14 protein-coding genes are annotated in these 16,922 nt (G+C 60.9%); 10 read left to right on the forward strand and 4 right to left on the reverse strand.

The window, feature by feature from the left end:
• Positions 1 to 15: 15 nt before the first annotated feature.
• The 6 genes from WDB88_RS05925 to WDB88_RS05950 all read left to right on the forward strand — a co-directional run bounded on the left by WDB88_RS05925 (position 16) and on the right by WDB88_RS05950 (position 8,333).
• Complete coding sequence (locus tag WDB88_RS05925) at positions 16 to 5,169, forward strand: hypothetical protein (protein WP_339109271.1); 5,154 nt, start codon at positions 16 to 18, stop codon at positions 5,167 to 5,169.
• A complete protein-coding gene (locus WDB88_RS05930; protein WP_339109272.1) occupies positions 5,166 to 6,083 on the forward strand; it encodes a hypothetical protein in 918 nt (305 codons plus the stop codon). Before WDB88_RS05925 ends, WDB88_RS05930 begins: the two co-directional genes overlap by 4 nt.
• Positions 6,083 to 7,072 carry a hypothetical protein gene (locus WDB88_RS05935; protein WP_339109273.1) on the forward strand — a complete coding sequence of 330 codons (990 nt, stop codon included), beginning with the start codon at positions 6,083 to 6,085 and terminating at the stop codon, positions 7,070 to 7,072. Before WDB88_RS05930 ends, WDB88_RS05935 begins: the two co-directional genes overlap by 1 nt.
• Positions 7,073 to 7,082: 10 nt before the next feature.
• Positions 7,083 to 7,424, forward strand: a complete 342-nt coding sequence (locus WDB88_RS05940; protein WP_339109274.1) for a hypothetical protein — start codon at positions 7,083 to 7,085, stop codon at positions 7,422 to 7,424.
• A 76-nt stretch (positions 7,425 to 7,500) separates the two neighbouring features.
• Positions 7,501 to 7,887, forward strand: coding sequence for a hypothetical protein (locus WDB88_RS05945; RefSeq protein ID WP_339109275.1), 387 nt, complete (start codon positions 7,501 to 7,503; stop codon positions 7,885 to 7,887).
• Positions 7,887 to 8,333 carry a hypothetical protein gene (locus WDB88_RS05950; RefSeq protein ID WP_339109276.1) on the forward strand — a complete coding sequence of 149 codons (447 nt, stop codon included), beginning with the start codon at positions 7,887 to 7,889 and terminating at the stop codon, positions 8,331 to 8,333. The genes WDB88_RS05945 and WDB88_RS05950 overlap by 1 nt, the downstream gene beginning before the upstream one ends.
• A gap of 253 nt (positions 8,334 to 8,586) precedes the next feature.
• On the opposite strand, the gene WDB88_RS05955 is transcribed toward WDB88_RS05950, so the two are convergent.
• Entirely contained in the window at positions 8,587 to 9,258 is a 672-nt protein-coding gene (locus tag WDB88_RS05955) for a hypothetical protein (protein ID WP_339109277.1), read from the reverse strand.
• A 118-nt stretch (positions 9,259 to 9,376) separates the two neighbouring features.
• Here WDB88_RS05955 and WDB88_RS05960 point away from each other — a divergent pair, with 118 nt between their 5' ends.
• From WDB88_RS05960 to WDB88_RS05970, 3 genes are all read left to right on the forward strand, one after another.
• Positions 9,377 to 10,030 carry a glycoside hydrolase family 19 protein gene (locus tag WDB88_RS05960; protein WP_339109278.1) on the forward strand — a complete coding sequence of 218 codons (654 nt, stop codon included), beginning with the start codon at positions 9,377 to 9,379 and terminating at the stop codon, positions 10,028 to 10,030.
• A 12-nt stretch (positions 10,031 to 10,042) separates the two neighbouring features.
• Positions 10,043 to 10,378 (forward strand): hypothetical protein, encoded by a 336-nt coding sequence (locus WDB88_RS05965; RefSeq protein WP_339109279.1) that lies wholly within the window; start codon positions 10,043 to 10,045, stop codon positions 10,376 to 10,378.
• A gap of 64 nt (positions 10,379 to 10,442) precedes the next feature.
• Positions 10,443 to 12,239 (forward strand): SGNH/GDSL hydrolase family protein, encoded by a 1,797-nt coding sequence (locus WDB88_RS05970; protein ID WP_339109280.1) that lies wholly within the window; start codon positions 10,443 to 10,445, stop codon positions 12,237 to 12,239.
• A gap of 235 nt (positions 12,240 to 12,474) precedes the next feature.
• Here WDB88_RS05970 and WDB88_RS05975 read toward each other — a convergent pair whose 3' ends face one another.
• The 3 genes from WDB88_RS05975 to WDB88_RS05985 are packed head-to-tail and all read right to left on the reverse strand — an operon-like array spanning position 12,475 to position 15,568.
• Positions 12,475 to 13,170, reverse strand: a complete 696-nt coding sequence (locus WDB88_RS05975) for a hypothetical protein (RefSeq protein WP_339109281.1) — start codon at positions 13,168 to 13,170, stop codon at positions 12,475 to 12,477.
• 14 nt (positions 13,171 to 13,184) lie between these two features.
• Positions 13,185 to 13,850 (reverse strand): HAD hydrolase-like protein, encoded by a 666-nt coding sequence (locus WDB88_RS05980; RefSeq protein ID WP_339109282.1) that lies wholly within the window; start codon positions 13,848 to 13,850, stop codon positions 13,185 to 13,187.
• Complete coding sequence (locus WDB88_RS05985) at positions 13,847 to 15,568, reverse strand: hypothetical protein (protein WP_339109283.1); 1,722 nt, start codon at positions 15,566 to 15,568, stop codon at positions 13,847 to 13,849. Before WDB88_RS05985 ends, WDB88_RS05980 begins: the two co-directional genes overlap by 4 nt.
• Before the next feature lie 223 nt (positions 15,569 to 15,791).
• Between WDB88_RS05985 and WDB88_RS05990 the strand changes: the two genes are divergently transcribed.
• Positions 15,792 to 16,847 (forward strand): hypothetical protein, encoded by a 1,056-nt coding sequence (locus WDB88_RS05990; protein ID WP_339109284.1) that lies wholly within the window; start codon positions 15,792 to 15,794, stop codon positions 16,845 to 16,847.
• The last annotated feature ends 75 nt before the right edge of the window (positions 16,848 to 16,922 follow it).

Below are 16,922 nucleotides of genomic sequence, written 5' to 3' on the forward strand. Positions count from 1 at the left end.
CGAATGAGGTGCGTTATGGCGATGGGCCAAGCGGGTGCGATGCAGGCGAAGCTGGGGCTGGACCTGAGCCAGTTCCAGTCCGGAGCGCGGGCGGCGAGTGCCGAGGCGCAGAAGATGGCGGGCAATATCAATCAGGCCTGGGCGGGGGTGCGCGCCTCGGTCGAGGGGAAGGCGGCGCGGTCCTTCGACCAGCTGCGCGCCTCGATCGATCCGGCCTTTGCGGCCAGCCAGCGCTATGCCGATATCCAGCGTCAGGTGGCGGGCTTTGTCGAAAGCGGCGTGGCCAGCCAGCGCGCGGCCAATCAGGTGCTTGAACAGGCGGCGGCCAAATATCTGGGCGTGGCGACCGCTGCCGATCGCGCGGCGCAGGCGGTGCGGGCGGGGGAGGCGGCGCAGGCCGAACAGGCCCGCAGCGCGGCCAATGCGGCGCGCGCCTATGAGAGCCTGCGTGCCTCGGTCGATCCGCTCTATGCCAGCTCGCAGCGCTACAAGCAGGCGGTCGAGGTGCTCAATGCGGCGCAGGCGGCGGGGGTCATCGATGACCGCGCGCGGGCCAATACGCTGAAGCTTCTGGGCCAGCAGCTTTCGGCCACCAATGGCGTGATGCAGAAGGCGGGCGGGATTTCGGGGCGGATGTCCTCGGCCTTCTCGAACGCCTCGTTCCAGGTGCAGGACTTCTTCGTGCAGATCGCGGGCGGCACCGATGCGATGCGCGCCTTCGCGATGCAGGCGCCGCAGCTTCTGGGCGCGTTGGGGTTCACGGGCAAGCTCGCGATGGTGGGCTCGGCGCTCGGCACGATCGTGGCCGTGGGGGCGGTCGTGCTGCCCTTGCTGACCGATTTCGGCAAGAAGGCCAAAGACCTCGATACCGCGACCAGCGATCTGGAAAGCTCGCTCGGGGATCTGCGTTCGGCGCTTGAGACCGCGACCACCCCCTTGGCCGCGCTGCGCAAGGAGTTCGGGGACAATGCCGAGGCCGCGCGCGAGATGAACATCGCCATCCTCGATGCCAAGAAGATCGAGGGGTTCGACCAGATCGGAGAAAAAACCAAGGCCATCCAGAACAGTCTGAAAGGCGTGATCGGGAGCTTGCAGGACTATGATGATGCCATCACGCAGACCGGCACGTCCTTCATGATCTACGATCAGGCCGGTGCGGCGGTCGATGAGCTGAACAGGAAATACGGCCTGACGATCGATCAGGCGCGCAAGGTCAAAACCGCGATGGACGAGATGGCCAAAGCCAAAAGTCCGCAGGAGGTCGCGGCGGCCACGCAGGAACTCTACCGCCTTCTGGGTCTGACCGTGGACGAGACGGGCAAGATCCCCGAGGGCCTGCGCGAGGCACGGCTGGCGGCGGCCCAGACGACGGTCGAGGCGTTCCAGATGCGCAACCTCTTCGAGCTGTCCGACAAGCTGGCGGCGGGGCTGCCCGTGAGCCTCGATAGCGCCGCCGATGCCGCCCAGCGTCTGGCCTCGGCGATGGCGGCGGCTTCGGGGTTCTCGGCCAATCTCGACAACCAGATCGCCATGCTCGACGTGCAGATCGAAGCCACGCGCAACAAGCAGAACGTGGCCAATGCCACGCGGGTTGCGGGGCTGCGTCTCGAGGCGCAGGCGCTGCGCGACAAGGCGGTGGCGGAAGGGGTGGATCTGGCTTTGGCCGATGCGCAGCTTCTGAGCCAGAACCAGAAGATCGACACGATGGAGAAGGATCTGGCCACGCTCGACCAGCTGACGGCGGCGCAGAAGGCCGCGACCAAGGCTGGCACGGCAGGCGCGAAGGCCGCCGAGCGGCTCGAGAAGGCGCAGGCGAAAGAGGCCGAACGCTGGCGCGATCTGATCGATCCGCTCAACAAATACCGCCGCGAACTGGCCGAGCTGAACACGCTGGCCACGAAGGGCCTGCTGACCCCGCAAGAGGTGCAGAAGGCAATGGCGCAGCTCAATGCCGGGCTGGCCGATAGCCTGCCGCTGGCGGGCGAGCTGACCGACACGCTGGTCGACGGGCTGTTTGCGGGCTTCCGCGGCACATTGGGAGATATCGGGGATATGTTCAAAACCTGGCTCAAACAGATGATCGCCACGGCGGCCAAGAACCGCATCATCGTGGCGATGGGGCTGACCGGCTCGCTCACCGGCGTGGCCGGAACGGCGGCGGCGGGCTCTGGTGCGGCGGCTGCGGCGGGCGGGGCGGCCTCGGCCAACGGGCTGGGGCTTGCGGGCACGCTCGGCGGTCTGGGCTCGTCCGCGCTTTCGGGGGCGGCGGGGCTCTGGACCAGCCTCACCGGCGCAGGCGGCGGCTTCGGGGCGGCGGGCACCTATCTCAGCTCGGTGCTGGGCGGGGCCACCTCCAGCCTGTCGGGCTTTGCCGCGGCGGTCGGGGCGATTGCCCTGCCGGTTGCCGCTGTCAGCCTGCTGATCTCGGGGCTGATCGGCAAGACCAAGGTGCTCGATACCGGCATTCGCGCGCTGATCTCGGGCAGCGATGTCACCGTGCAGACCTACCAGCTGATCGAGAAATCCAGATTCTGGGGGCTGTCCAAGTCCACGAAGACCAAATATAGCGCGGCCTCTGCCGATCTGGCCGATCCGGTCACCCGCGCGGTCTATGACGTGCAGGCCTCGATCGTGGCGGCGGCGGACAGTCTCGAGATCGGGGCCGAGGCCTTTGACGGCTTCACCTATGCGTTGAAGTTCTCGACCAAGGGCCTGTCGAAAGACGAGGCGCTCGAGGTGCTGGAAGAGAAGCTGACCGGTCTGGGCGATGCCTATGCCGGCCAGATCGAGGGGCTGGCGGCGTTCCAGGCGGAAGGCGAGGGCGCGATGGCCACGATCACCCGTCTGGCCTCGGCGCTGGCCACGGTCAATGCGGCGATGGACACTCTGGGCAATACCTTCCGCGCCACGGGGCTGGTGGGGGCCGATATGGCCAGCCAACTGACCCAGCTTCTGGGCGGCGACGAGGCGTTCGGCACGGCGGTCAGCAGCTATTATCAGGCCGTCTATTCCGAGAGCGAACGGCTGGCCACCACCACGCGCCAGACCACCGAGGCGCTGGCGGAACTGGGGCTGAGCATGCCCGCCTCGCGCGCGCAATACCGCGCGCTGGTCGAGGCGCTGGATCTTGGCACGGCGGGCGGGCGCAGCCTCTGGGCGGCGCTGGTCGGCATGGCGGGGGTGTTCGACGAGATCCTGCCGCAGGTCGCCAGTTTCACCGCGCAGATCGAGGCGCTGTCGGGCACGGTCTCGACCTCGCTCGACAGCTCGATCTCGGCCTATACCGCCGCCCAGCAGGCCTCGGCGCAGGCCGCCACCAACTGGTACAAGGCCGCCGATACAATCGCGGCCTTTCTCGCCGAGATGCGCGGCACCTCCTCGGCGATGACCTCGCCCGGGGCGGCGCTGTCCTATGCGCAGGGGCGCTACCAGATGACGCTGGCCGCCGCTCAGGCGGGGGATCTGGACGCGGTCACCGGCCTGACGCAGGTGGCGCAGACCTATCTCGACCGGATGGGCGCTCAGGCGGGCACGGCGCTTGAGCTGGCGCGGGCACAGGCGCAGGTGGCCGCCGATCTGGGCCAGACGCAGGGCATCGCGCAGATCGAGGGCGCGCGCGCCGAGGCGATGGCCAGCCTGAGCCAGAGCCAGGTCGATCTGCTGACCGAGGCCCGCGATTATCTGGCGGCGGGCAATGCGCTGAGCGATGCGCAGATCGGGGTGCTCGAGACGCAGCTGGGCGCGCTGGACGAGGCGATCACCGCCGCTGCCGCGCTCAATTATGCGGGGCTGCGCAAGCAGATCGATCTGGCCATCGATGTGGTCGAGGACGCGCAGATCCCCGCCTATCTCAAGGCGATGCTGGCCGATAGCGCCACGGGGGTGAGCCGCTATGTGGATTTCATCGCCCGCTCGGATCTGAGCGCCGAGCAGAAATGGCTGGCGCTGACGGGGGCCTCGGAACATGTGAAGACGGTCACCTATCTGGCGCAGAACGATCTGGGCGCGGATCTGACCGCGCTGGCACTGGCGACCACTTCGAGCCTGCAGAAACAGGTGCGGCTCTGGGCGGTCAACAGCCTCGATGCGCAGGAGATGGCGCTGGCGCTGGCGGGCAATTCGACGCTGGCGCGCGGGGTGCGGGTCTATCTGGCGCAGGGGCTCGAGGCCGATCTGCGCGCAGCCCTTCTGGCCACCGACCGCGCGATGACCCGCACGGTGGCGGTGGCGGTCGACCAGTCGGGGCTGAGTGCGGCGCAAAAGACGCTGGTGGCGGCGCTTTCGGGCGGGGCCACGGCCACGATCCGGCTGGGCGGCAGCTTCAGCTTCGATCCGGGCGCGGCCTTTGCCAGTCTTCTGGGCAGCACGGTCGAGGTGCCGCTGCAGGCCGCGCGCGAGACGATGGTGCAGCTGCGCAACCATCTCAACGCGCTGCGGGTCGCGGTGCAGGCGCAGACCGCCTTCGCCCAGGCCCAGGCGCAGGAGGTGAAGCTGGCGCAGGCGCAGGCCAGCTATGCGGCGCTGGCCGAAGAGCTGGCCGCGTTCTCGCCCGCGCAGGCGGTGGCGCTTCCGGTCTATAGCGCGGTGACGCAGCTGATGAAGCTGGGCTCCTATGTCAGCACGGGGCTGCAAAGCTATGTGGTGGCGGGCCAGACCTTCAAGGCCAGCGCCAGCGACCCCTCGCTGGCCGGTCTCAGCCGCTCCGATGGCAGCGAGGCCTATCTGACGGCGGTCAATGCGCTCAACCGCTCGGCCTATGAGAAAGCGCTGGCCTATGCGCAGACGCTCAATGCCGATGCCGCCGCCGAACAGCTCAAGCAATCGGGGCTGCAGGAGGCGCTGGTGGCGGCGGCGCAGGAGCTGCAGGCGATGGGGGTCGATATCGAGATCCCGCAATTCGCGCGCGGCGGGCTGCATGGCGGCGGGCTGCGGCTGGTGGGCGAGAACGGCCCCGAGCTGGAGGCCACCGGTGCCAGCCGGATCTGGACGGCGGACCAGACCCGCAGGATGCTTTCGGGCGGGGAGGGCGCGCAGGACGGGCTTCTGCGCGAGGTGATCGCCGAGCTGAAGAGCCTGCGGCAGGAGAACCGCCAGCTGCAGCTCAATGGCAATAGCGATCTGCGCAAGATCCGCACCCTTGAAGAACGGCGGGAGGCCGAGGCGCAATGACCCAAGCTCTGATGATCATCCCCGTGGCGATTGGCGCGGGGGCGATGCAGGCCACGAATGTGACCGAGGAAGACCATCCCGAATGGGACGCCGCTGCGGTCTATCAGACGGGCGAGCGGGTCATTCTGGCCGCCCGTCACCAGATCTACGAAAGTCTGGCGGACGAGAACTCCGGCATTGCCCCCGAGGGGGCGGATCTGTCGGCGCAATATTGGGTGGCTGCGGGCTCGACCAATCGCTGGCGGGCCTTTGACGCGACGCTCGGGCTGGTTACCAGCTGGCCCGAGGCGATCACCTATCGCATCGGCCTGCCGGCGCGGGTCGATGCGGTGGCCTTTATCGGGCTGGTGGCGGTGTCGCTGCAGCTGGTGATCCGCGACAGTGGCGGCAGTGTGGTCTATGACCGCACCGCCAATCTGCTGGACACGGGCGCGATCCAGAGCTGGCTGGATTTCTTCACCTATGAGGACAGCTTCGACCCCGAACAGATCTTTGCCGATCTGGGCGCGCTGTCGGGCTTCACGCTCGAGATCACCATCGCCAATCCCGGCGGCACGGCCTCGGTCTCCGAGATCGTGATGGGGCGGGGCGAATTGCTGGGCGAGGTGCTGGAAGGGTCCAAATCGGGCTTCACCGATTACTCGCGCCGCGAGGTGGATGATTTCGGCAATATCTCGATCGTCAAACGCGCCACCGCCCGCAAGGCCGAATGGCAGCTCTCGTTCGAGGCCACCGCCAACCGCCGCATCCAGCGCGCGCTCGAACAGGCACGCGGGGCGCCGGCCTATTTCTACCCGGGCGATGACATGACGCCCTTCGCCCTCGCCGTCTATGGCGTGGCCGATGACTTCTTCCCCGCGCTTTCGGGCGGCGGGCACACGATTGCAACCCTTTCCCTGACAGGAGTCGCCTGATGGCAAAACCCACTCTCACCCCCGCGCCCAATGACCCGCCGATCCTTGGCAGCCCGACCTTCGCCGCCGATGCGCAAGGCTTTCTCGGCTGGTTTCCGGTGATGGGCCAGTACATGCAGGACATGGGCGACTGGATCGAGACCATGATCGGCGATGTGCCCTCCGAGAATATCGCAGCCTTCGCCCATCTGACCGGCGCCGCCAACAAGCTGCCCTATTTCACCGGCGCGGGCGCAATGGCGATGGCGGATCTGACGGCGGACGGGCGGTCCCTTCTGAGCCAGTCCGGCGCGCTGAAGGTGGCCGGTGGCCTGGCAAGCGGTACGGCGGTCACGCAGAGCAAGTTCGACCAGACCACTGGCCGGCTGTTGAAGGCGGGTGATAACGGCATATTGGGGCCGGTGGTCAATGCGACCGCAGTTGGCATCACAAGTCTCGATGATGCCCCGATAGGCTCGCTGATCAACTGCTATCCCATTGCTACAAATCTGCCCGGATCGGCCTCGATCGGTTTCGTGAGAACGATGGCGATTGATAACGGAAATATTTGTCAGGAATTCACCCCGATCTATCCGACATCCGCACTCAGGCAGCGGTATTTCCGTCATCGTATGTTCGGCGTCTGGACGGGGTGGACGGCGATGCATCCTGAATATGGCTCGAATGCGAATGGCAATTATGTCCGTCTTCCGGATGGGACGCAAATTTGTCATGCAAGGATAATCGCTGCGGACGCTGCGTGGGCCACGGCGCAGGGCGCTGTATATCGCCAGGATACCAGCAACACTTGGACATATCCCGCAGCGTTCTTTGACAATAGTAACCTGACGATTACGGGGTCAATCGAGACGGGCACGACCGTCGTCGGTGGCATGACCTTCAATGGTGTCGGTGCAACTTCTGCCAATTACAGGGCTTGGTCCGTTGTCGCAATGGCAGCTGGAAGCGCAAAAATCATCCACCTGAAGGCCATTGGTCGCTGGAAATAAGGGTCACCTCATGAACATCATCTTCTCACCAATCGTCCGCCGCCCCGGTACGGATGACGCCCTTGATACGCTCTCGGTTTCCGGCTCCACGCTGACCCTCAACGGTCAGGCGCAGGATCTCGCCGCGCTGGCCGTGGATCCCGAGACGGGCCTTGCGCTCGATGCAGGCTACATCCAGAGCGCTGTCCGTGATGGCGATGACTGGACCGTCACGCTTCTCCTGCCGATCGGGGACAGTGCTTCCGAGGCGCAGCGGTTCCCCGTGCCGGTGACGGTGGACAGTGGGCCGGTGCCCTTGCCCGAGCCGCCCGAGGCCCCGCCTGAAGATCCCGCCCCTGAAGACACGTTCTGACCCGCCCCCGAGGCGGGCTTTTTTATGGGAACACCTGCGCATCTCGATATGCGCGGCCAACCGGAAAGACGAAACAATGCCCGAAAAAGACCCCAGCCTCTGGGAAAATATCTGGCTCTACCTGTCATTGATCATCACATGGGCGACCGGCGCGGCGGGTCAGATCTATGTGTCGGGCGGGGTCGGCGGCGCGGTGCGCTGGATCATGGAGATCAAGGGCAAGAGCCCGATCAGTTTTCTGCGGATCCTTCTCGACGGGGTCACCGCCGTGATCACGGGGGCGATTTTCGCCCGCTATCTGGGGCCGGTCATCGCGAACTGGCTGGCGGGCGTCGGCATGTGGCCCGATGCCGGAGACGCCACCACGGCGGGGTTTCTGGCGGGGGTGGGCGGCATGTCGGTCGCCAAGGTCGTGATCGCCATGATCGACGCGCAAAGCCATAAGTTCACGGGGAAGAAGTGATGTTCGAGGCGCTATGGCGGCAGCTTCTGCGGGAGCGCGAGATCTGGTTCCGGCTGGTTGTGGGCTATCTGGTCTTCGTGACGGTGCCGCCCTGGGTGGAAAGCCAGCTCTGGCCGGTCTCGGGGCCGTTGCATATCACGCAGGTCACGCAGACCGAAGAGGGCGTGCGGATCAGGGGCTGGGCCGAGCGCTACCGCTCGGGCTGCGATTTCCTCGGCCTTGTCTGGTGGCTGGGCGATCGCCACGGTCAGGCGGTGCGGGTGCCCGCGCGGTTCGATGACAAGCCGCAGATCCGCGCGGTCGGGCGTATGGAGTTCGAGGCGCTGGTGGTCGGCCTGACCGAGGCCCAGCTGGCCGAGAGCTACGCCGATGTGCGCCACGCCTGCCACGGGCGGATCGGCGAGAAAGCCTTCCTCTGGGCCACAGGGTCCAAATTCTGGAACTGACACACCCCGCCGCCGGAAATCGGCGGAAGGCGGCGGAAGCTGTTTGTGAGGGGCTAAAAGAAAGAGGCGCGGGACTATGCTGCCACCCGCGCCCAAGTATCCTTTTTGAGGGTATCAAAACAATGCGTGTTGATCTGTCCAGCCTAGGCCGCGACCATCTATCCGTTCAAGGAAAATACCCGCGTCGCGCGAATTCTGACGCGCCGTAACTTTGCGGGAGGTGGATGCCACATGATCGCCGTTTGGCGGGATCTCACGCCTCGATGTCTTCCGGCTGTAGGAGCGGCAGGAAGACGGCTGCCACGAAGAGGATGATGAACAGGACCAGAAAACAAACTGCCGTGTAGAGTGACATGGCCTCGAAGATGAGAGGGGCCTGCGGTGTGCCCGGAACGAAACGACACAGAAAGAAAACGGCGATGATCAGTTGAAGGCCGGCAATCGCACCGGAGAGGTGGAATTCGAAATTCCGCAGCTTTTCGGAGGAGAGCGCCAAAATCGTCGCGGCACTGACCATGATGCACAGGATCGTGCCTCCGGACATCCGGTCGCCCGCTGTCCGGTTGGGGATAAGGTAATCCAGATCCAGATCTGCGGTCAGCCGCAATCCGATATTGACCATTGCGATGACCGCAGCCGTAAGACTGCAAATTCTTGCGGTGTTGTTTTTGGGAGGCAGGGCGAAAACCGCCGCGCTGCCGATAAACAGCAAGGCAATGCTGACCGCCGTGCTGGGCACCATTGCCGCATCCGGAAACCGGACGAGGGGCTGAAGATCAAAGCTCCATCCCAAGAGGTTGAATGCCACCACCGCCAAGCCGAAAGCCACGAGAGCTTCACCGATATGGCGCCGAACTTTGTCAGTTTGATATGTATGCATGCGGGAGGTCGATATTTGAAACGCAACTAAATTCGGTGAGTCCATCTAGAATATCAGATATTCGGGTCAATCCAAAAAGTAATATTTATTAATCCTTTTTGACGCCTGAACCCTAACCCCCACACCCCGCCCCTCCGGCGGGGTTTTTTCATGGAGAAACCACATGCTGAGCACAGCACATCTGGCGGCCATCGCAGGCCGTCGGGAAACCCCGCTTATGCGGTCGGTGGTGGCCGGTCTGGCCGATCCCCGCGCGCGGGATATGGCCCCGCCGCACCGGCTGGCGCAGTTTGTCGCGCAGATCGCGCATGAAAGCGCGCGCTTCCGCTATGCCGCCGAAGCCTGGGGCCCGACGCGCGCGCAGCGCCGCTATGAGGGGCGGCGCGATCTGGGCAATCTGCAGGCGGGCGATGGCTACCGCTTTCGCGGGCGCGGGCCGATCCAGATCACGGGGCGGGCGAATTATGCCCGCTTCACCGCCTGGGCCGAGGGGCCGGATTTCGAGGCGGTGCCCGATGCGGTCATGGGCGATCCGTGGCTCGGGCTGTCGGCGGTCTGGTTCTGGCAGGCGGGGGCGGGGCGCAGCCTCAATGCCTATGCCGATAAAGGCGATATCGAGATGATCACCCGCCGCATCAATGGCGGGCTGAACGGCTATGCCGACCGGCTGGCCCTCTATACCCGCGCGGGGCTGGTGCTGCTGGGGCAGGGCCCGAACGACGTGCGGGCCTTCCAGCGGCTGGCCGGTCTGACGGTCGACGGCCTCGCAGGCCCTGCCACGCGCGGCGCGCTCCATTCCCATCTTCTCAAGCTCTGAAAGGATCTCCCAATGCTTGACGCAATTATCGCGGCGCTGATGCCGCACATCCTGCAACTGCTGGCGCTGGCGGTCACCGCGCTGGTCGGCTGGATCGCCGCCGAGGTCAAACGCCGCTTCGGTATCGAGATCGAGGCCCGCCACCGCGAGGCGCTGCATTCGGCGCTGATGACCGGCGCGCAGCTCGCGCTGGCGCGGCTGGGGGCAGGGGCGGGCCCCACGGCGCTGACACAGGCCGCCGTCGATTACGCCAGAACCTCGGTGCCCGACGCGATCAGCAGGCTCGGGCCTTCGGCGCAGGTGCTGCAGGATCTGGCCGAGGCCAAGATCGCGGCGCTGGCCGCGTGATCTTCTGCTGGCGCGGGGGCGGATCGCGCGCCAGCTCTATCCGTTTCAGAACAGGAGGACCGTTATGGTCAGCTATACCTTCCCGCTGCCTGCGGGTGAATTTGTCGCGCTGATGCGGGCCGATGCGCAGGCGGCACGGGTGCAGAACTCGGGCGGCTTCGACATCTACCTGCTGGCCGGCGTGGGCGATGCGGCACCGCGCAGCCTTGCGGGGGCGCAACGGCTTCCGGCAGGGGCGCTGCGCGATGTGGAGATCGCCACGCTGTTTCCCGGCATCGCGGGGGCCGATACGCTTTGGGCCTGGGGGCTGATGGGCGGGGCGGCCAGCGTCTCGCATGCGGGGGTGCTGTTGCCGCAGCCGGTGCGCGAGGCACGGCTTGCGCCGGGGGCGGGCGAGGGCGAGGTGACGCTCGATCTGGTCGCGCCCTATGATGGCGGCAGCCCGCTGACCGCGCTGGAATACAGCCTCGATCAGGGGATCAGCTGGACCGCGCTGCCCGATGTGGCGGGCGGCAGCTACACGCTGGCGCTTGGCACCGGCAGCCACCTGCTGCAGCTGCGGGCGGTGAACGCGCTCGGGGCGGGGCCGGTGTCGCGCCCGCTGCGGGCGTTGGGCGGGCGTCCGGCGGGGCGCAAGCGTTTCAAGCGGCTCGTCTTTGTCGGGGCCTCGATCATGAACCGCACCTTTGGCGGGGCCAGCCTTGCCGAGGATTCCTCGGGCGGCTCCTGGGCCGATATGGAGGCCAAGCTGGCGGCCAATGGCGCACCGGGGGTCGAGGTGCGCTGCCGCGCGGTGGGCGGCTATACGGTGGCGCAGATCCAGCCGCTGTTGCAGGAGGCGCTGGACGCCTATCCCGGCGATGACACGCTGTTCTGCCTGCATGCGGGCGGCAATAACGCGACCAATGCTCAGGATCAGGCGACTTTCGAGGCCGAGGTCGACGCCATGCTTGCGGTCATCGCCACGCGCCCGGGGCAGGTGCTCTGGTCCGATATCAGCTGGCGCACGCCCTATGTTACCACCAAGGCCGATGCGGTCTCGACCGCGGCCAATTACAACAGCTGGCTCAAGGCGAAACTGCTGGCGGCCAAGAGCACGCTGTTTGCCGACGGCTATTACGATGACATGACCGCCGTGACCTGCTTCAACGATTGGGTCTATGCGCATCGGGCGCATTTCTTCGAGACCGATGACATCGTGCATCCGGACGCGGACGGGCAGGAGCGGCTGCGCGGCTGGTTTGCCGAGCGTCTGGCGCCGCTGGTCAGGGGCAGCCGGAAGGCGGTCCGCTTCGGCTGGGCGGATTTTGCGCCAGAGATCACCGCGCCCGCGATCAACGCCTTCGTGCTGATCTCGCCGCAGATCGTGCATGGCTGTCACCGGCTGAGCTTCACCGAAACGGGGGCCTATTTCGATGGCCCTGCCGACAAGGTGCTGAATTACGACGGCAGCTATGGGGGCCTGACGGCGAAGGGCACCTATACCGGCGCGGCGGTGCTTTATAACTCGACGGGCCGTGCGGACGGCAATCCCGAGTGGCAGGGCACTCTGGATTACATCGAGTTCACGCGCCGGTCCTGTTCGTGGAACACCGCGCAGGCGGTGAAGATCGAGCTGTATGCGGCCCCGAACACGGTGCTCGATATCGACTTCACGGCCTCGCGCAAATCGACCAGCGTGACTAATGCGCTCTGGACGGGATCGGACGGCACCAGTGTCGAGCATAGCGGCACGGCGGACCCGACCTCGATCGTCTCGGCGCAGTTCACGACGGACGGGACTGGCCGGCTGGAGCTCGTGCAGACGCTCCTGTCGGGCTACGCCTATGACGGTGTACTCTGGGTGCGCAACGCCGCGTGAGGAGAAAGGAAAAGGGGAGCCGGTTGGCTCCCCTGAAACTCGATATATACGAACCAAGTTAATCGTTATGTCGGCTGCCTATATGCATGGTTCGGTATATCTTGGAAACCTATCTAAAAGGTTAGGTTCGGTGACAGTTGTCAGTTTCGGCTACTGAACGTTCTAGACGAGTTCAGTAGCGAAAACCTAGGCATTGAGATTGACTCCTCGCTGACCGCCGCACGCTCTAAAAGCATTATTTGATCTGATAGATCTTCTCGGCGACAAGAAAATCGTCTTGCCAGTCGATATCGAATGCTTCGAATTTGCCAACTTCAAGAAGGAAAGGGGACTGTCCAATACGATCACAGCGAGCGATCATGTCATCCTTCGGAATCATGAATACCGCGCTGTTGACTTCATATATGGGATCAAGATCCTGAGTTTGGGGCCACTTTGCTTCATCGCGGTTATGGCTGATGCAGTTCCCGCGATGATCCCAAAGGAATGTCTGGATACGTGACACTCCCATCACGCTATCGAACTCACCATTCTCTACTTCTCTGCGGTACGACAAGACTGCGTCGTCAATTTCTTTTGCACCGAAAAATGGTGATGTTACATGGGTCCACATGATGACGCCATCTGGCATGACTGATGGAACATACGCTACGAAATCGTCCAGCGTACCTGCCGCAGCCAGTTCTGCAGGCCGCTCAGACACGTACAGGGGAATATTGAAGATTTTGCGCTGCCCTTCTGCAATGCGTATTACTTCTGGATCATCCGTATTTACGGTTACCGAAGCAATTTCTTTGGCTTCAGCGAGCTGAGTTAGTTTGAGTTCTAATAATCCTCCGGGGATATCTGCGAACGGACGCGTATTTTTGCCAGGAACTCTCTGGCTACCTCCGCGGCAGGGTAGGAATACATGAACTGGTGAAGGCGTCATCTCGAAGTTCTTTCTTAAAGCGCGATATCCGCAAGTGTTGCAACGTGAGGGAACGCGTGTTCCGCTCGTAGTACAGCCATTCCAGCCGGATCCGCTGCGTAATGGGAGACCTGAAGGAAGGCTACACCATTCGATGACGCTGCCTCAAAGTCGACCTTTGCGTCGCCAACGAATAGAATTTCAGACGCATCCACATCCTGCTCTTGTCGAAGGATGTCTGCGACCAAATCGCTCTTCTTCCGAGGTGAACCAAGGATGTCACGGAAATTTTCAGCGAGACCGATTTTCTTCAATGCTTGGCGGAGTTCGCTTTGCTCTGATCCCGAAGCAACATAAGCGATGCATTTCCGTGCGGACAGAGACTGCAGAAGTTCAGTTGCTCCCGCTGTGACAGGTTGGTGAGGGTATTGGGACTGACAGTAGGCTGCGAACTCTGAAAGTAGCTTCTCCTTCTCACTATCCGCAGGAGGGCGTCCCAAGAAGCGATCAAAAAATGCATCGAATGTTCTAAACCGCGAAAGCCCGAAGGCCGTCTTTTGGAATTCGAGGAATGGCTTGACGCATTCCGTCGGATACTCGGATACAACTTCGGCAAAGGCGGTTGTCTTCATATTGTTCGAGTCGAGCAACACGCCGTCACAATCGAAAATCCACAGCTTAAATTTGGAAAAATCGATCAATGTTCAAATTTTCCTTGGATTTTCGCGTAAAGCGATTGCGCAGGAATTTCATAAAGGGTGGGTGTCACGGATGCCATGTTTCCAGCCCAAGGAGTTGAGACATCGAGACCATAGTTGATCGCAGCTTGAACGTCTTGTGCATTGTTCTGTTGCGAGACAGTTGCTTCGGAATAACCATCGAACCCTGCAAGATAGACTTTCTTCGATGAAATCGCCTCAGCTGCTCCGATTGCCATGCCGAGGGGCGGTTCATCGGTCACCGGGCCAAGCTTCTGGAGGTTCGATTCTTTTACGGCGTAGCTAAGCTGACAGATATTCTTAGAGCCGGGAATCGAATTACGGAACCTCGGGGGGGGAGTCGTCAGGACAAGAGTATGTTGCTGGTTAAAAAGCTCTGCTTCCTCGGACGAGAGGCGGCTAAACTCTTGTCCAGCGAGGCAGAAGATCTGCGCGAGGTCGCAGTTTTTGAAATAGGCTGCATTACGAGTGGATGAGTGCACAAGTACCATATCTTCGCGATGTGCTAGTTCGATCAGCGCACAGGCATGATTCTGGGCACTAAGCCCGCCGCCGATGATGAGCGCGCCTTTTCCTCTGATTTCATTTGCGATCGGTGTGGTTTCGAGCGCAGGATACTCATCATTATCGAATTCGGTATCGCTGCTGAGCCGAAGAGCTTCCACGATTGAGTCCATCTGATAGCGCCGCGTGCCGAGCCAGTCCATGACATTAGCTTGGGGTAAAGACGCCACGCCGGATACCATGTAGGCTAGGTTTGTACCCCAACCGTATTCTTTTTGCATGGTTTCGAACTGCTCGAGGGCTTTTGCAAGTGGGCCGAAATGGCAACCGGTCGGAGTTTGCTGCTCTCGATAGACCGCGATCAGTTCGGTCTTGAGATTGCCAGCTCCGCGGCCCATGCCTGTAAATGTCGCATCCAACATCGTGGCACCTGCTTTGAGAGCGGAGAGGCTATTGGCAAAAGCAAGCGAAAGATTGTCGTGGCCATGATATCCGATGGGTTGAGGCAATAGCTTTACAGCCTGCGCAATGGTGCGTTCTGCCTGCTCAGGCATAACGCCACCATAGCTGTCGACAAGCGCGACATAATCAACCACGTCCTCGGCGTCAGCTAGAGGTAGGAGTACAGTGTCAGCTTGGTCAATATATTTCGTCATATACATAACGTTGATTGCCACCTTAAGCCCCTTGGCTTTAATTTGGCGACCATATTCAATGCACTCTTTCAAGCTATCAGGTGGACACGCGAAGCGGATTAGATCAACGGTTCCTACTATGTCAGATGTTAGTGTATCGATCAGATTGCCATTCATATCTTTGAAGTTGAACATGATTGCCAGGCTCTGATCAGAGCGCAACTGTGCTTTTAACTGCTTTAATGTTGTTAGGTTGAGATGAAAAAATTGTCCTACGTATCCAGCTTTTTCAGGGCTTCGATACCCAACTTCTACATACTTAATGGGCAAAGACCTTACCGCTTGGAAATATACTTCTAGAAGAGGTTTAGAGAAGTCCCAATTAGTGTAGTATCCGCCATCGCGAAGGGTGCAGTCTACGATTTCAAAATGGCGCAAAGCAACTTTTCCTTTATTCCTGAGGTATTGGTCTGCCTTAAGGACGACTTTAAGGGTGCCATCGAGAACGTGGACTTGAGTTGTTTTTTTTGCAAGAGCAACTTTGAGCGTTCTTGCTGTCATCCGAAGGTGGGTTTTGAAAAGTTGTTTAGAAACTTAATGAATGGTTCACGACTTACGTTAGTTCGCATCATAATTTTTTTTGGCGCTTTGGCGAAATATTACCTTATCTTACATCCTTCTAAAAAAGGACTTTCGCTATCACCATTAGCCAAATAATCATCGTCTGATCGGCTATGCTGAAGTGAGCTTTCAATTTAAGGTGGGACCTAATTTGCAGGGGGAAATGTTGTTCAAGCAAGAGTATGGGGATTTGCCCGAGTCTAATGTTGGGGTAGTGGAGATCGGTGAAGTGCATCTTAACAAAGTGCACTTGAATGTCTCTTTCCAATCTCTCGCCTTTCAGAGACTGTTTGTTGTGGTCTTTTATCTTGAGGGGTCTTGTCAGGCATATCCAGTCGATTTGCCAAGCGTTGCAGGTGTTACCATTAACTGGATTCAAGAGTTTGACACATCGCGAGTTGTTAAACAGATTGCTGTTGTGGTCGATGAAGACGGTGAATTCGCGCGCTTAGGTCAAAATCCAGAAACTAGCTTTTTGGACCGTCTGCTCTCTGTAAACTTGAAGCAGGTAAATGCTAATCTGCGCTGGGTTGGCCGCATTCCACATCTCGAAACTAGGTTTTTTTGTGCATTAAATTCGATCAAAGCAACGCCTGGAAATTTCGATCTGCATTGTCGTTGTTTGGTTTCCGTCGGGTATCAGGCCTTGGAGCGTGGGAATGGGTCGATAATCGAATGGTCGGAAGATTTTTGTCAAAGTTGTTCGCATGAATTGGCCAGTACGAAAGATGTGGAAATTCGCGCATCGGTTTTGATGCTGTGGATTCATTTGGCTGTCTGGCAACAAAACGTAAGCGATATTCGTTATATAGGGGAAAACTTAGGAAGGTTTCTTGAAGGGATCGAGAGTTATCCTGTTGGGTCGTACAATGCCGTTCGTATTTCTCTATTAATCGGATCTATCTATCTATTCGCTGGCGACTGCGAACTTGCAGTGAAGATCTTCTCTCCAGCGGATAAAATTTTCCGATTGGCCGTTGATAAATACCCGCGCGGTTTGGTGAATTATCGTGAACTCGTTAGCATTTCTGACAGGCTTTTTTATTGTCAAATTGGCCTGGAAATGGCGAAAGGTTCGGCTTGGAAAGTGAATATCGATCCTCTAACTCCCCAAATGGCTTGGAATAAGGGTGCGCGATTTTACGATAAAGATGCAATGATCGCTGGACGTAAGAGGTATGTTGAATTAGTTTCGCTGATGCAGCGACCTAATCAATGAGCGCGCTTAATGTGGGCTTGATTTGTGTTTTGCGCTTCGCTTGTTGTTTCGGCATTGATGTGCGCTACTGATGAT

The sequence above is a fragment of the Thioclava sp. GXIMD4216 genome, assembly GCF_037949285.1.
GTDB lineage: Bacteria > Pseudomonadota > Alphaproteobacteria > Rhodobacterales > Rhodobacteraceae > Thioclava > Thioclava litoralis.

What these genes read in the sequence shown, in the direction of transcription:
- WDB88_RS05925 (WP_339109271.1), top strand. Translation starts at nt 16, where the DNA reads ATGGCGATGGGCCAAGCGGGTGCGATGCAGGCGAAGCTGGGGCTGGAC.
- WDB88_RS05930 (WP_339109272.1), top strand. Translation starts at nt 5,166, where the DNA reads ATGACCCAAGCTCTGATGATCATCCCCGTGGCGATTGGCGCGGGGGCG.
- WDB88_RS05935 (WP_339109273.1), top strand. Translation starts at nt 6,083, where the DNA reads ATGGCAAAACCCACTCTCACCCCCGCGCCCAATGACCCGCCGATCCTT.
- WDB88_RS05940 (WP_339109274.1), top strand. Translation starts at nt 7,083, where the DNA reads ATGAACATCATCTTCTCACCAATCGTCCGCCGCCCCGGTACGGATGAC.
- WDB88_RS05945 (WP_339109275.1), top strand. Translation starts at nt 7,501, where the DNA reads ATGCCCGAAAAAGACCCCAGCCTCTGGGAAAATATCTGGCTCTACCTG.
- WDB88_RS05950 (WP_339109276.1), top strand. Translation starts at nt 7,887, where the DNA reads ATGTTCGAGGCGCTATGGCGGCAGCTTCTGCGGGAGCGCGAGATCTGG.
- WDB88_RS05955 (WP_339109277.1), bottom strand. Translation starts at nt 9,258, where the DNA reads ATGGACTCACCGAATTTAGTTGCGTTTCAAATATCGACCTCCCGCATG.
- WDB88_RS05960 (WP_339109278.1), top strand. Translation starts at nt 9,377, where the DNA reads ATGCTGAGCACAGCACATCTGGCGGCCATCGCAGGCCGTCGGGAAACC.
- WDB88_RS05965 (WP_339109279.1), top strand. Translation starts at nt 10,043, where the DNA reads ATGCTTGACGCAATTATCGCGGCGCTGATGCCGCACATCCTGCAACTG.
- WDB88_RS05970 (WP_339109280.1), top strand. Translation starts at nt 10,443, where the DNA reads ATGGTCAGCTATACCTTCCCGCTGCCTGCGGGTGAATTTGTCGCGCTG.
- WDB88_RS05975 (WP_339109281.1), bottom strand. Translation starts at nt 13,170, where the DNA reads ATGACGCCTTCACCAGTTCATGTATTCCTACCCTGCCGCGGAGGTAGC.
- WDB88_RS05985 (WP_339109283.1), bottom strand. Translation starts at nt 15,568, where the DNA reads ATGACAGCAAGAACGCTCAAAGTTGCTCTTGCAAAAAAAACAACTCAA.
- WDB88_RS05990 (WP_339109284.1), top strand. Translation starts at nt 15,792, where the DNA reads ATGTTGTTCAAGCAAGAGTATGGGGATTTGCCCGAGTCTAATGTTGGG.